The following is a 13939-nucleotide window of genomic DNA, read 5'->3' as shown; positions in this document are numbered from 1 at the left end:
GAGCCGCGTCGACGCCTACCAACGGTTCGCCCAGGTCCTCGGAGTCTCACCGGGCGCCAACCTCTACTGCTGACGCCGCTTTCTACGTCATGGTGACATGCACCTGATCACTTGTTGATCGTTCCGAACCGACTCGGAAGGGCATCACCATGCGCACCCCCCACGTCCTGCTCGCCACGGCCGCGGTGCTCGCCGCCGCGGTCGTGGCACCCCCGGCCGGCGCGACCGCCGAGGTCCCGGAGCCGGGCTCCTACTACCTCCAGAGCGCCACGACCGGGCTCAACGCCGCCGACAACGCGGGAGCCGTCGAGCAGCACAGACCCAAGGGCGACGAGGACCGCCAGCAGTGGAGACTGACGGCGAGCGGAACCTCGTACGTCCTGGAGAGCACCGACACGACGGGCAGTTGCCTCGGCCGCTCCGGGGACCAGGCCCGCACGGTGTCCTGCACCGCCGCCGACGCGGCCTGGGAGATTGCGCCGAGCGGCGACGACCAGTACACCCTCAAGGTCCCCGGCGCGGACCGCTATCTGACCGTGGCCGCCAAGCCTTCCGGCGCCAACTACCCCGCCCAGCTGGCAGTCGGCGCACCGGGCGTACTCGCCACCTGGTACCTCACCCCCGTCACGCCCGCGACCAGCCCCATGCCGCCCCAGGACCGGCGCACCCTGGACCAGGTCACCTTCCTGACCGCCCACAACGCCTACGCCAACGGCGTCGACGGCGGCTTCGCCCCGCCCTTCGTCAACCTCGTCCCGAACCAGACGCGTGGCATCGACCAGCAACTCGCCGACGGCGTACGGGGGTTCATGCTCGACATCCACCAGACCCCGGACGGCGCGATCCTCTGCCACAACAGCTGCACGCTCGTCAGCAAGCCCGTCGCCCTGTGGGTCGACCTCCAGCGCATGGTCGACTTCCTCAAGGCGCATCCCGACCAGTTCGTCACCGTCTTCCTGGAGGACTACGTCGATCCGGGCGTCCTGCGGTCCGAACTCGCCCGCGTCAGCGGCCTGTCCGACGTCCTCTACCGGCCCGACCGCACCGGCGTCCGGCAGCACGGCTGGCCCAGGCTCGCCGACCTCGTCGCGGCCGATCAGCGGCTGCTGATCTTCACCGACCACAGCCGTGCCGCCGACGAGGCCGCGGGCCTGACCCGGGACAGCTTCGGCGTGATGTACCAGCGCGAGTGGACCGTGGAGAACTACTGGTCCATGGGCTCCGGCATCGGCACCTCCGACTGGTCCTGCTACAGCCGCTGGTACGGCGCCGACACCAACATCCCGCTGACCCGCACCGAGACCGGCTTCCGCCCGCTGTTCGTCATGAACCACTTCCGTGACGCCGCCATCGCCGCGACGGCGACGACGGACAACACCAAACTCGCGGACCGCGCCCGGCGGTTCTGCCTGCCGGCCGCCCGGAAGAAGCCGAACTTCCTCGCCGTCGACCGCTATGACCTCGGCAACCCGGCCGCCGCAGTCGCCACCCTGAACTCCTATACGTATCCGTAAAGTCCACGCGGCACGGCACCCGTCGTGTGAGACTCCGCCGGTGACCTCCGAAACGATCACCGCGGACGCCGCGGGCACCTGGAAACTCGGCGACCTGACCGTCAGCCGCATCGGCTTCGGCGCGATGCGGCTGACCGGCAGCGCGGCCTTCCACCTCGGCACACCGAGCGACCGGCAGCGCTCGATCACTGTGCTGCGCAGGGCGGTCGAGCTCGGCGTCGACCACATCGACACCGCCGCCTTCTACTTCTCCCAGCTGCGATCGGCCAACGAACTCATCAACAGCGCGCTCTCCCCGTACCCCGACGACCTCCTCATCGCCACCAAGGTCGGCCCCTACCGCGACTACCACGGCGAGTGGGGCACCTCGGCCCGGCCCGACCAACTGCGCGGCCATGTCGAGGAGAACCTGCGCCAGCTCGGCCGGGACCACCTCGACCTGGTCTATCTGCGCCGGATGCGCCAGGAGTCGGTCGCCGAGCACTTCGGCGCGCTGGCCGAACTGCGCGAGGCGGGCCTCGTACGGCACCTGGGCCTGTCCGACATCGAGCCCCGGCACCTCGCCGAGGCGCAGGAGATCGCGCCCGTCGTGTCCGTGCAGAACCGGTACGGGCTCGGCGACCGTGCGCCGGCCACCGGGGAGGTCCTGCGGCTCTGCGGTGAACAGGGCATCGCCTTCGTGCCGTTCTTCGCTGTCGCCGGGCAGGGCGGGGCGCGCGGTGCGACGACCGCCCACGACGCGGAGGTGCTCGCCGTCGCCCGCGCCCACGACGCGAGCCCCGCGCAGGTCCGCCTCGCCTGGACCCTGCACCAGGGCCCGCACGTCCTCGCCATCCCCGGCACCGGCAATCCCGACCACCTCGCCGAGAACATCGCGGCGGGCGCACTGTGCCTGACGGACGACGAGCTGGAACGGCTCAACGCCCTGCACCGCGCGGCGGACTGACGCCGTCGGCGCGTCCAGTGGCCGCGATCGAACTTCCCCCGAGCGGCGAGGAGGAGTAGAAGCCATACGTGGACACACCGGCCGTCCAGCGGATGCCCGCCCCGGCGCCCAGTGCACTGCCCCCACCGTTCGGCGCGCGCGGCAGGTCCGGAGCTGGTGTGCTGGTTCAGGACCTTTTCGCACCTTCCCAGGAGCAGCGGATGAGTACCTATCGAGTCGCCCAGGTGACCGAGGCCGGCGGACCCCTGCGGATCGCCGAGCGCGAGGTGCCGCGGCCGGGCCCCGGCCATGTGCGGATCGCCGTCGAGGCGTGCGGGATCTGCCACAGCGACGCCGCCTTCGTGAACGCCGCCCTGCCCGGCGTCCGGTTCCCCGTGGTCGCCGGGCACGAGATCGCCGGACGGATCGAGGAACTCGGTGACGGCGCGCGGGAGATGGGCTGGCAGCCGGGCGACCGCGTCACGGTCGGCTGGTTCGGCGGCAGCTGCGGTCACTGCACTCCTTGCCGTCAGGGCGACTTCATCGTCTGCGACAACCTGAAGGTCCCGGGCTGGGCCTACGACGGCGGTTTCGCCGAGCGGACGATCGCGCCCGTCGACGCGCTGGCCCGCGTCCCGGAGGCCTTCTCGGCCGTCGACGCCGGCCCCATGGCCTGTGCCGGCGTCACCGTGTTCAACGGGCTGCGGCGCAGCTCCGCCCGCCCCGGCGACCTCGTCGGCGTCCTCGGCATCGGTGGCCTCGGCCATCTGGGAGTGCAGTTCGCGGTCGCGATGGGCTACGAGACCGTTGCGATCGCCCGCGGCGCCGACAAGGCGGACTTCGCCAAGCAGCTCGGCGCCCACCACTACGTCGACAGCACCACGGACACCCCGGTCGCGGAGGCGCTCCGGTCCCTCGGCGGCGCCAAGGTCGTCCTCGCCACCGCCAGCAACTCCGCCGCCATCACGGCCACCGTGGACGGGCTCTCCCACCGCGGTGAACTGGTCGCCATCGGCGCCGACCCCGACGCCCTCGGGATCAGCCCCAACCAGCTGCTGATGCGCGGCCGGATCATCCGCGGCCACCCCTCCGGCACCGCGCAGGACGTGCAGGACACCCTGGCGTTCGCCGCCCTGCACGGCATCCGCCCGACGACCGAGACCGTGCCGCTGGAGCAGGCAGACGAGGCCTACCGGAAGATGCTCGCCGGCGGCGCCCGCTTCCGCATGGTCCTCACGCCCTGACCCGCGTCGCCCTCAGACCGCCCAGACGCCGTCCCGCATGAGATGGCGCCCCCGCAGCTCGTGCGTCCCGCGCCATGCCTGAACGGCGCGGGGCCGCACCCGGAAGAACGCGTACGCGGCGCTGTCCGCACGGGGATCCCACCCCGTCTTCCCCACGAACGCCTCGACCGCCGCGAGGGGCACGTCCTCCCGGCCGAAGACCTCCACCTCCCCGTCGACCAGCACCACGTCCTGCGTGTCCCCGAGAGCGAGCCGGGTGCGGCCGCCGTCGCGCAGATTGCGCCCGGTCGGATTGGTGGTCCGGGTGCACACCCACACGGACTCCGCGTCCCACACGAACCACAGAGCGACCAGACACGGCAGCCCGTGCGCGTCCGCGGTCGCCACCCAGACGTCGGTCTCCCGTTCCAGCCGGGCCAGTACGTCCCGCTTGCGCTGCTCGGCCCCACGCGGCTGCTCGACGATCTTCATGCCGGGCACGCTACCGACCCACCCGCCGAAGCACCTCGGCCCGCAGTCCTCGTTCCCGGGCCCTAGGACACCCGGAGCCTGCCTCACGACGGCTGCACGCGTGCACCGGGGCTGCTGCGACCGGCGTGTGAGTCGCGGGCCGCCGTGGCCGGTGTGTGGGTTGGCGGACCGCTGTGACTGGCGTGTGGGCGGGAGCTGCTGCGGCTGGCGTGTGTGCAGCGGGACCGTTCCAGCCAGCGCTAGTTCCGGGGACTGCTCCGGTCGGCGCGAGTTCCGGGGACTGCTCCGGTAGGCGTGTTAGCCAGGCACCTCCCGGCCGGCGCGTGTGCCGAGGTCCGCCAGGACCGGAGCATGAGCCAGGGAACCCTCGCTCGGCATCCGACCCGAGGGGACGCCCGGCGGTTGCGTGGCCAAGGCACCGCTTCGCTGATGCGTGACCGAAGGACGGCTCAGCTGACGCGTGCCGAGGGGTCGCCCGGCTGGTGCGGCTGAGGAGTCATCCGGCCGACGCGTGACCGAAAGACCGCCCAGCCGACGCGTGACTGAGGCACCGCCCAGCTGGCGCATGGTCGCGGGACCGCCCGGCTGGCGCACGACCGAGCAACCGCCCGGCGAACGCGTGTCCCCGGGACCGCCCAGCTGCGGCACCGTCTGGCCGGTGCCTGGCCGAGGCAGCGCCCTGCCGACGCGGAGACACCGTCCGGCTGCGCGTGGCCGAGGCACCGCCCGGCTGGCGCATGACCAAGCAACCGCCCGACGAACGCGTGCCCCCGGAACCGCTCAGCCGACGCGTGAACGAGCCCCCCGGCCACCGCTCACTCCCGCAGCCCGCCCGGCAGCCTCGCTCTCCCGCCGCCGAATCCCCGCACCACCCGCCCCGCCGCCACCTTCTGCAGCAGCCCGTACGCGAGCACCGGCAGCAGGATGTGTGGCCGGTCCGGCAGTGTCGTCGTGATGAGCACCGCGCTCGCGCTGCTGTTGTTCATCCCGCAGGCCAGCGTCACGGACGCGCCCGCCCTCGCGTCCAGCCGCAGCGCACGGACGGCGACCCTGCCCACGCCGAAGGACAGCCCGCACACCGTCGCCGCGACGGCCAGCGCCCCCACCAGCAGCACGGGACGCGGATGCCGGAGGAACGGGTCCAGGACACCGCACGCGTTGACGTACGTCAGCAGCAGCGAGGCCGGCAGGGCAGCGGCGACGGCCGCGTCGACGAGCCCGCCCGCAGCGCGCCGCGGCAGCAGCAGCCGGCACAGCAGCCCTGCACCGCAGGGCAGCACGACCGATGTGAGGGCGAAGGCGTTCCCCGCGGTCTGCGCCGCGTCCGCCAGCCGACCCGCGTAGTCGCCGCGCAGCAGCGGACACAGGAGGGTCAGCGTGAGCGGCACGGTGAGGGGGCTGACCAGCGTCGAGGCGAGCACCAGCCCCACGGCCGTCGGCTGGTCGCCGTCCCCCTTGGCCGTCCACACCGTCGCCCCGGCCGCCACCGGCATCGCGACGACGAGGATCATCGCGGCCACCATGCCGCTGCCGCCGTCCCGGTCCGGCGACTGCCGCAGCAGCAAGGCCACCCCGGGCAGGATCAGCAGCGGCGCCCCGACATGCAGCAGGAGCCCGGCGACCAGCGCGCCCGGGCGCCGTAGCAACAGCCGCAGCTCACGCAGCGGCACCTGGAGCCCGGCGCCGAACAGAACCAGTCCGAGGAGCAACTGCGGGGTGCTGAAAGGGAGTTCAGAGAGGCCCGTCGGGTGCGGCCGCCGCAGCCACAGACCGGGGGCGGGCAGCAGCGCGGCGGCGGCATAGGCCAGGGCGATCGCCGTGCCGAGGCGGCGGCGGAGCAGGCGGTGCAGGCCGTAGAGGCGCGACCGGCGTGGGCGGGCGGTCGCATCACTCTCGGGCCGGGGACGGGCGGTGGTGATGTCGGTCTCGGGCTGGGGACACATGGCGGCGCTCTTCCGTCGTGGGGCAGGGGTGGGGACGGAGCGCCGGTATCGCGAGAAGGGGCTGGTGGACGGCAGGCTCGGCGGTCATCTTCGAGGGCCCCTTTCGTGATGCGGGTGCGGGCACGGCCGTATGCGACGACCGTGTGACTACACAGGTGTAGTCGGTCTACTGAACTGTAGACGACGCCACCGACAGAGCGGACTGGCGCACCCGAGGTTTTACGTATAACCTCACCCGTCAACCGCCCTCCATGGCCATCAATCGCCACCTCCTCCGAAAGGCCGCGATGAGACGCATCGCCCTGGTCACCCTCGTCGTCGACGACTACGACGAGGCGATCCGCTTCTACACGCAGGCCCTCGGATTCCGGCTCGTCGAGGACACCCCGCGCCCGGACGGCTCCCGCTGGGTCGTCGTGGAGCCGGGCGCCGCAGGCCAGGGCACCGCCCTGCTGCTGGCCCGGGCCAAGGGTGACGCCCAGCGCGGCCGCGTCGGCGACCAGACCGGCGGGCGGGTCGGGTTCTTCCTGCACACCGACGACTTCGCCCGCGACCAAGCCCGTATGCTCGCCGCCGGCGTGACCTTCCTGGAGGAACCGCGCCACGAGCCCTACGGCTCGGTCGCCGTCTTCCAGGACCTCTACGGAAACCGCTGGGACCTGCTCCAGCCCGCCGACTGACCGACCCCCGCCCGCTCCCACCGACCTGCCGAGGAAAGACCCGCCATGACTGCTACGCGCGTAGACGCCGACACGATCCGCCGCCTGCCCAAGGCCGTCCTGCACGACCACCTCGACGGCGGCCTGCGCCCCGCCACCGTGGTGGAGCTCGCGGCAGCGGTCGGCCACACCCTGCCCACCACCGACCCCGACGAGCTGGCCGCCTGGTACTTCGAGGCCGCCAACTCCGGCGACCTGGTGCGCTACATAGCCACCTTCGAGCACACCCTCGCCGTGATGCAGACCCGCGAGGGCCTGCTGCGCGTCGCCGAGGAGTACGTGCTCGACCTCGCCGCCGACGGCGTCGTCTACGCCGAGGTGCGCTACGCCCCCGAGCTGAACGTCAAGGGCGGGCTGACGCTGAACGAGGTCGTGGAGGCCGTCCAGGAAGGGCTCGCCGCGGGCATGGCCAAGGCGGCCGCCGCCGGTACGCCCGTACGCGTCGGCACCCTGCTGTGCGGCATGCGGATGTTCGACCGCGTCCGCGAGGCCGCCGACCTGGCCGTCGCCTACCGCGACGCGGGCGTCGTCGGCTTCGACATCGCCGGCGCCGAGGACGGCTTCCCGCCCGCCGACCACCTCGACGCCTTCGAGCACCTGCGCCGCGAGAGCGTGCCGTTCACCATCCACGCGGGGGAGGCGCACGGCCTTCCCAGCATCCACCAGGCACTTCAGGTGTGCGGCGCCCAGCGCATCGGTCACGGTGTGCGCATCACCGAGGACATCGTCGACGGCAAGCTCGGCCGGCTCGCCGGCTGGGTGCGCGACCGCCGGATCGCCCTGGAGATGTGCCCGACGTCCAACCTCCAGACCGGCGCCGCCACTTCCATCGCCGAGCACCCCATCACCGCGCTCAAGGACCTCGGCTTCCGCGTCACCCTGAACACCGACAACCGTCTGGTGTCGGGCACGACGATGACCCGGGAGATGTCCCTGCTGGTCGAGCAGGCCGGCTGGAGCGTCGAGGACCTGCGCACCGTCACGGTGAACGCCCTCAAGAGCGCGTTCATCCCGTTCGACGAGCGCAAGGCCCTCATCGAGGACGTCGTCCTGCCGGGTTACGCGGCCGCGCTCTGAAGCAGCCCGCGCACATAGGCGGCCTGTCCGACGTGTTCCAGATCGTCGGACAGGACGCTCACCAGCCGTACGCCCAGGCTGACCGGCGGATCCCAGCGCTCGTCGACGATGCGCTCCAGGTCGCCCGCGGTCAGCTCGCGCAGGGCCCGCAGGGACTGCTCGTGGACGGCGTCGTAGTAGCCGGTCAGCAGATCGGGCGAGTCGACCCGCACCTTGGCGACCTTCGCCGGGCTGTGGCCGTAACCGGTGTCGTGGCGTGGCAGGTCGAGGTTGAAGCGCTTGTGCCAGTCCTGCGTCAGCCACACCTGCTCAAGGCCGAAGGCGTCGGCCACATGATCGTCCTGGACCCGGGTGAGATGCCAGATCAGCCAGGCGATGGAGTTGGCGTCGGCGGCGGGGCGGGCGTCGAGGTCGTCCGGGCCGAGCCCCTGGACGGCGGCGTGGACTTCTTCCTGGATGCGGTTGAACCCGTCGATGAGGATGTCCTTGGCATGCATCCCTCCACCATCGCGCATCACGGGCCGTCGTGCGTCCCCTGTTCCAGAAGCGCCATCAGCGCCCGGGCCGCCGGACTCGTCGCCTGCGGCGGCGGCAGCAGGGCCACCGTCTCGTAGACCGTCTCACCGGTGCCCTTCACGGGCAACGCGGTCAGGGCCTCGCGCTTGTGCCGGAAGTGCCGGGGCACGACGGCTATCCCGAGGTTCTCGTCGACCAGGTCCAGCAGGCTGTGCACGTCGTTGACCTCCAGCGCGACGGTCCTGCGTACGCCCGCCGCCGCGAAGGCCGTGTCGGTGGTGCGGCGCGGGCCCCAGTCCGGGTGGAAGTCGACGAACACCTCGCCGCCCAGCTCGTCCGGCGTCACGGCCGCGCCGAGGGCCGCCAGCCGGTGCGTGGGGTGGCACAGCACCGTCATCGGCTCGGCCGTCAGCGCCACCGAGCGCAGCTGGTCGGTGTCTGCCTGCGTCCGGTAGGCGAAGGCCAGGTCAAGGCGTCCGGCCGCGACCTCCTCCGCCAGCGCACCCGACCCTGCCTGCCGCAGCCGGATCTCCACATCCGGATGCCGGTGCCGGAACGCGGCCAGCAGCCGCGCCACATGAACCCCCGCGATGCACTGCTCGGTCCCCAGCGAGAGCGTGCCCCGCAGCACCCCCTGCACGGCCGCGACCGCCTCGTGCGCCGCCCGCACCTGCGCCAGGATCCGCTCCGCCTCGCACAGCAGGGCCCGCCCCGCCTCCGTCAGCGTCACCCGCCGGGTCGTCCGCACGAACAGCGGCGTCTGCAGCTCCCGCTCCAGCGCCCGGATCGAGGCCGAGAGACCGGACTGGGACACCAGCAGCCGTTCGGCGGCCCGGGTGAAATGCTGGTCCTCGGCGACCGCGACGAAGTGCTGGAGATGGCGGAGTTCCATGATTGAGCAGCCTAGTCGCTGAGTTCCATCGCATTCTCCTGTTGGACCACTGCCCGCAGGTCGCGAAAGAGTGGGTGCTGGTTTCCCAGGAGCTCTGGTCCCAGCAGCTCTGGACTCCCAGGAGTTCCGGGAACCGGAAAACCGTGTGCCAACCCCTCTGGAGTCGCGTTGTACACCGCACACCCCGACCGTTACGCGGACCTGCCCTACCGGCGCACCGGCCGCAGCGGCCTGAAGCTGCCCGCGATCTCGCTCGGCCTGTGGCACAACTTCGGGCCCGACCGCTCGGTCGAGACCCAGCGGGCCATCCTGCGCCGCGCCTTCGACCTCGGCGTCACCCACTTCGACCTGGCCAACAACTACGGCCCGCCGCCCGGCGCCGCCGAGTCCGCGCTCGGCGGATTCCTCAAGACGGACTTCGGGCCGTACCGCGACGAGCTGGTGATCTCCACCAAGGCCGGCTATCTGATGTGGCCCGGCCCGTACGGCGAGTGGGGTTCGCGCAAGTACCTCCTGTCCTCCCTCGACCAGAGCCTCGCGCGGATGGGCCTCGACTACGTCGACATCTTCTACTCCCACCGCCCCGACCCGGAGACTCCCCTGGAGGAGACGATGGGCGCCCTGCACTCCGCGGTGCAGCAGGGCAAGGCGCTCTACGTCGGCATCTCCAACTACTCGGCGGAGCAGACCCGCGAGGCCGCCCGCATCCTCGGCGAGCTCGGCACCCCGCTGCTCATCCACCAGCCGCGCTACTCGATGCTCGACCGGCGCCCCGAGGAGGGCGGCCTCCTCGACGCCCTCGACGAGCTCCAGGTCGGCTCCATCGTCTTCTCCCCGCTGGAGCAGGGCCTGCTCTCCTCCCGTTACCTCGACGGCATCCCGGAGGGCTCGCGGGCGGCGAGCGACAGCCCGTTCCTCAACTCGGACGCGGTCACCGAGGACCTGGTGGCGAGGCTCCGCGCCCTCGACGAGATCGCCAAGGGCCGCGGCCAGACCCTTGCACAGCTCGCCCTGGCCTGGGTGCTGCGCGGCGGCCGCGTCACCTCCGCGCTGGTCGGCGCGAGCAGCGCCCAGCAGATCGAGGACAGCGTCGCGGCCACCGGCAACCTGGACTTCGACGCGGACGAACTGGCCCGCATCGACGCGATCGTCAAGCAGTGATCAGCCGTTCGCTGACCTCCCAGAGGCGGGCCGCCGCCTCTGGGTCGACGGCCCGCGGCAGGACACCGGGCGTCTGCTCACCCTCGTACCAGGCGGCTTCGGTCTCGGGCGTCACCAGCGGGCTGACGTCGCAGTTCTCGCAGAAGACCCCGCCGAGACCGGCGAGCTGAGGGCTGGTCGCGCACCACACACCGGTGGCCGCGCCCTGCTGCACCGTCTTCCACTGGCGCTCGGGGGCGATGATCGGGTTCCCGTCCTCGTCGACCGTGCCGGAGGCCCGGATGAGCTCCGGGTCGAGATGCTTGACCAGCCCGGTGTCGATGATGATGCCGGGGTGCACGGCGAAGGCCCTTACGCCCTCGGCCCGACCGCGCCGGTCCAGCTCCACGGCGAACAGCGCGTTGGCCGTCTTCGACTGGCCGTAGGCGACGAACGGCTCGTAGGGCCGGTGCTCGAAGTGCAGGTCGTCGAAGTCGACACCGGCGAAGCGGATGCCCCGCGACGACAGCACCACGACCCGCGCGCCGCCGGCGGCGACCAGCGCGGGCCACAGGCGCCGTACCAGCTGGAAGTGGCCCACGTGGTTGGTGGCGAACTGCCTCTCGTACCCGCGCGCGTCCCGGGCCAGGGGTGTCGCCATGATCCCCGCGCTGTTGACGAGGATGTGCAGCGGACGCCCAGAGGCCAGGAACTTCTCGGCGAAGGTGTCGATCGATGCCGGGTCGAGCAGGTCCAGATACTCGGCCTGGGCTCCCGGCACGTCCTTGAGCGCGGCCTGCGCCCGCTCCAGGTCGCGCGCCGGTACGACGACCTCGGCGCCGGCGGAGCGCAGGACGCGGGCGGTCTCCAGGCCGATGCCGGAGTAGCCGCCGGTGACGATCGCGACCTTGCCGGTCAGGTCGACACCCTTGATCACCTCCTCGGCGGTGGCCGCGGCGCCGATGCCGGAGGGGAGGGGCTGCTGTGCGGTGGACATGTGGCGTAACTCCTCTGTGTGAGCCTTCCGTGCCACCGTAGGTCCGCGTTTCCGTACGATGAATGCTTGAGAATCCGCATTACTTGCGTGATAGTTCGAGCATGTCCGTGGACCCGCTCTCCGACGCCCTCGCCGTCGCCGATGCCCGCAGCGTGTTCTCCGGTGGTTTCACCGCCGGTGGCGACTGGGCCATCCGGCTGGAGGGACGCGACAAACTGAAGGTCAACGCGGTGGTGCGGGGGCGGTGCCTGATGGTCCCGCCGGGCGGCGGGGAGCCCCTGGCGCTGGTCGAGGGCGACATCGTCGTCTCCGACGGCAGACGGCCGTACGTGCTGTGCAGCGCTCCCGGCATCGAGCCGCTGAGCTCCGGCCAGGTCGAGATGGACCCCGGCACCCGCATGGGACGGCTCGGCGCGGGCGAGGAGGTCGCCTGCGTCTCCGGGCACATCGACCTCAGCCGGGACAGCGGCGAACTGCTGCGCCGGGCCCTGCCCGAGCTGATCCACGTACGGGCCGACGCGGCCGAGGCGCTGGTGCTGCGCTGGCTGACCGGCCAGCTGGTGACCGAGATGAAGACGCGCCGGGCCGGCGTCGAGTTCGCCTCGGACCAGCTCGCCCAGCTGATGTTCGTCCAGGTGCTCAGGGTCTGCCTCACCGAGGCCGAGGGGCTGCCGCCCGGCTGGCTGCGCGCCCTGGCCGACGAGCGGCTCGCCCCCGCGCTGCGGCTGATGCACGGCGACCCGGCACACCCCTGGCAGCTGGAGGAGCTGGCCCGCGCCGCCGCGATGTCCCGGACCACCTTCGCCGTACGGTTCAAGGAGGCGGCCGGGGTGCCGCCCCTGACGTACCTGCTGAACTGGCGCATGAGCCTGGCCGCCCGCTCCCTGCGCCAGGACACGGCCCCGGTCGCGGCGCTCGCCCGTTCCGTCGGCTACACCTCCGAGAGCGCCTTCAGCAACGCCTTCAAACGGGCGGTCGGCGTCGCCCCCCGGCGCTACCGCGAGGCGCTCAGGAGCTGAGCCGCTCCTCCAGGCGCACGGTCACCGTGTCGCCCTCGCCCTTCCCGATGGCCTTGCGGATGTCCGCCTTCACGGGCAGTTTGTGCGTGCCGTCCCCGAGGGCCATGAAGGAACTGCGGAACGGGTGCCCGTCGATCGTGCCGCGGACCTTGACGAGGCCGCGGGTGCCGAAGAACGCGACGCTGTCCGGCCAGACGAGATACGTCCAGCCGCCGTCGTTCGGGCTCTTGCGCAGGACGGCGGTGAACTCCTCGTCGAGTCCGGCGTTCGTGGTCATGGTGGTTCCTCCGCTCGAGGTGGTCCGATACTCAAGAGACCACCGCGAGCGCGGAAACTCATCGGCGACGCTCAGGCCCCCGCCGGAACGCGGTCCAGGAAGCCCAGCACGGAGCGGATCCGGCCGTCGGCGTCCAGCGTGATCACGTCGAAGCCGGCCACCGGCGCCGATCCGTCGCTCTCGTTCACCAGCTCCCAGGAGAAGCGCGCCGTGTCGTGGTGGCCGTCCACCGCGCCGGCGGGCCGGAAGGCGAAACCCGGGAACTGCTCGTGCGCCGCGGCGATCACGGCCGCGATCTGCTCGTGCCCGCCGACCTCGGCCAGCGGGTCGGTGTACGAGCCGTCCGTGGTCCAGGCGGCGGCGACCGCCTTGGCCAGCTCCTCCGGCTCGGCGGCGTTCCAGGCCTCGAAGTAGCGGGCGACGGCGATCTCGTAACGGTCGGTGTTCGCGGACATGGTCGATCAGCCTCCATCGAGGTCGTAACTGCTGGTCAGGACCGGGATTCGCGCTCCGGCGACCCGGTACGACAACCATGCCCGCGGCGGCCCGCACGGTCGATTACCCCTCGGGTAATGGCGGCGGGCGCTGCATTTCGGCCAACAGCCCCTGTGAATATGCCAGGAGACTGGCCGGAAAGTCGTGGTGACAGTGTTTCAGTAGTGAACATACTCATCAGTCATAGGGACTTCACGGCGAGCAAAGAGGCCGTCACGCACAGCACATGAGCCGCAGGGAAAGCGAGGCCGCCGACCGGCGAACGAGCCACGGGGGAGTGTGGAACGTGCACGACGAGTTCTTATGCCACGTCACCGCGTACGGCGTCTGCGGCGGCGAGCGCATCGGGGTGCCCCTCGGTACCTACCGGGCCCCCACCCTCGCCCTCGCCCTGTGGTGGCTGCGCGACCGCGCCAACTGGATCGCCGACCGCCTCGACCCGCAGCCCGAGGCCGAGCACTTCCCGCCGAGCTCGCTCGTCCCCGTCGCCGACAACGTCCCGGACGTACCCGCCGTACTGCGCGTGTGGTGCGCCGACGACGGTCAACAGGATCTGGTGGCGGACGAGTTGGCGGCCGGCCGGCTGGTGCGGCTGGCCATCAGCGACGAGACCACGGAGTACGAGCTGCTGGCCGAGTCCATCGACGCCCTGCGCATGCAGCGCGTCACCCCGGCGCTCTTCCTGCCGGTCGGCTGACCGGAGGCGAGGC

At 71.8% G+C, this 13939-nt stretch carries 15 protein-coding genes; 8 read left to right on the top strand and 7 right to left on the bottom strand.

Translation table 11 applies throughout. The features are described 5' to 3' along the window. The first annotated feature begins 149 nt into the window (after window positions 1-149). The 3 genes from MQP27_RS22680 to MQP27_RS22670 all read left to right on the top strand — a co-directional run bounded on the left by MQP27_RS22680 (window position 150) and on the right by MQP27_RS22670 (window position 3683). Entirely contained in the window at window positions 150-1514 is a 1365-nt protein-coding gene (locus MQP27_RS22680; protein WP_242767133.1) for a phosphoinositide-specific phospholipase C-related protein, read from the top strand. Between the two features lie 40 nt (window positions 1515-1554). After that, window positions 1555-2460, top strand: coding sequence for an aldo/keto reductase (locus MQP27_RS22675; protein ID WP_242767132.1), 906 nt, complete (start codon window positions 1555-1557; stop codon window positions 2458-2460). A 200-nt stretch (window positions 2461-2660) separates the two neighbouring features. Further along, window positions 2661-3683 carry an alcohol dehydrogenase catalytic domain-containing protein gene (locus MQP27_RS22670; protein ID WP_242767131.1) on the top strand — a complete coding sequence of 341 codons (1023 nt, stop codon included), beginning with the start codon at window positions 2661-2663 and terminating at the stop codon, window positions 3681-3683. Between the two features lie 12 nt (window positions 3684-3695). Here MQP27_RS22670 and MQP27_RS22665 read toward each other — a convergent pair whose 3' ends face one another. Both MQP27_RS22665 and MQP27_RS22660 read right to left on the bottom strand, forming a co-directional pair. Continuing rightward, window positions 3696-4154: a pyridoxamine 5'-phosphate oxidase family protein gene (locus tag MQP27_RS22665; protein WP_242767130.1), complete on the bottom strand. Its 459-nt coding sequence runs from the start codon at window positions 4152-4154 to the stop codon at window positions 3696-3698. Between the two features lie 815 nt (window positions 4155-4969). Then, complete coding sequence (locus MQP27_RS22660; RefSeq protein WP_242767129.1) at window positions 4970-6097, bottom strand: bile acid:sodium symporter; 1128 nt, start codon at window positions 6095-6097, stop codon at window positions 4970-4972. Window positions 6098-6384: 287 nt separating this feature from the next. On the opposite strand from MQP27_RS22660, the gene MQP27_RS22655 reads away from it, so the two are divergent. Further along, window positions 6385-6777, top strand: coding sequence for a VOC family protein (locus MQP27_RS22655; RefSeq protein ID WP_242767128.1), 393 nt, complete (start codon window positions 6385-6387; stop codon window positions 6775-6777). A 45-nt stretch (window positions 6778-6822) separates the two neighbouring features. After that, window positions 6823-7893 (top strand): adenosine deaminase, encoded by a 1071-nt coding sequence (locus MQP27_RS22650; RefSeq protein WP_242767127.1) that lies wholly within the window; start codon window positions 6823-6825, stop codon window positions 7891-7893. On the opposite strand, the gene MQP27_RS22645 is transcribed toward MQP27_RS22650, so the two are convergent. Both MQP27_RS22645 and MQP27_RS22640 read right to left on the bottom strand, forming a co-directional pair. After that, window positions 7875-8390 carry a mycothiol transferase gene (locus MQP27_RS22645; protein WP_242767126.1) on the bottom strand — a complete coding sequence of 172 codons (516 nt, stop codon included), beginning with the start codon at window positions 8388-8390 and terminating at the stop codon, window positions 7875-7877. The two genes, MQP27_RS22650 and MQP27_RS22645, sit on opposite strands and share 19 nt — an antisense overlap. Before the next feature lie 17 nt (window positions 8391-8407). Continuing rightward, the gene (locus MQP27_RS22640) at window positions 8408-9301 is read right to left on the bottom strand and encodes a LysR family transcriptional regulator (protein ID WP_242767125.1); all 894 of its coding nucleotides are present in this window, start codon (window positions 9299-9301) and stop codon (window positions 8408-8410) included. Window positions 9302-9469: 168 nt separating this feature from the next. Here MQP27_RS22640 and mgrA point away from each other — a divergent pair, with 168 nt between their 5' ends. Next, entirely contained in the window at window positions 9470-10462 is a 993-nt protein-coding gene (mgrA, locus tag MQP27_RS22635) for an L-glyceraldehyde 3-phosphate reductase (protein ID WP_242767124.1), read from the top strand. On the opposite strand, the gene MQP27_RS22630 is transcribed toward mgrA, so the two are convergent. Further along, a complete protein-coding gene (locus MQP27_RS22630; protein ID WP_242767123.1) occupies window positions 10452-11438 on the bottom strand; it encodes an oxidoreductase in 987 nt (328 codons plus the stop codon). The two genes, mgrA and MQP27_RS22630, sit on opposite strands and share 11 nt — an antisense overlap. Before the next feature lie 101 nt (window positions 11439-11539). Here MQP27_RS22630 and MQP27_RS22625 point away from each other — a divergent pair, with 101 nt between their 5' ends. Beyond that, the gene (locus tag MQP27_RS22625; protein WP_242767122.1) at window positions 11540-12457 is read left to right on the top strand and encodes an AraC family transcriptional regulator; all 918 of its coding nucleotides are present in this window, start codon (window positions 11540-11542) and stop codon (window positions 12455-12457) included. Here the strand turns inward: MQP27_RS22625 and MQP27_RS22620 are convergent. Continuing rightward, complete coding sequence (locus MQP27_RS22620) at window positions 12447-12734, bottom strand: DUF1905 domain-containing protein (RefSeq protein ID WP_242767121.1); 288 nt, start codon at window positions 12732-12734, stop codon at window positions 12447-12449. The genes MQP27_RS22625 and MQP27_RS22620 overlap by 11 nt on opposite strands. Window positions 12735-12805: 71 nt before the next feature. Further along, on the bottom strand, window positions 12806-13189 hold the full coding sequence (locus tag MQP27_RS22615) for a nuclear transport factor 2 family protein (RefSeq protein ID WP_242767120.1): 384 nt from the start codon (window positions 13187-13189) through the stop codon (window positions 12806-12808). Between the two features lie 326 nt (window positions 13190-13515). Between MQP27_RS22615 and MQP27_RS22610 the strand changes: the two genes are divergently transcribed. Beyond that, window positions 13516-13926, top strand: a complete 411-nt coding sequence (locus MQP27_RS22610) for a hypothetical protein (RefSeq protein WP_242767163.1) — start codon at window positions 13516-13518, stop codon at window positions 13924-13926. Window positions 13927-13939 lie beyond the last annotated feature (13 nt).

The organism is Streptomyces cylindrosporus (genome assembly GCF_022698165.1).
In the GTDB taxonomy this organism is placed as follows: Bacteria; Actinomycetota; Actinomycetes; order Streptomycetales; family Streptomycetaceae; genus Streptomyces; species Streptomyces cylindrosporus.
Note: the sequence above shows the minus strand (reverse complement) of the source record. Positions and strands in the feature narration are given on the sequence as shown.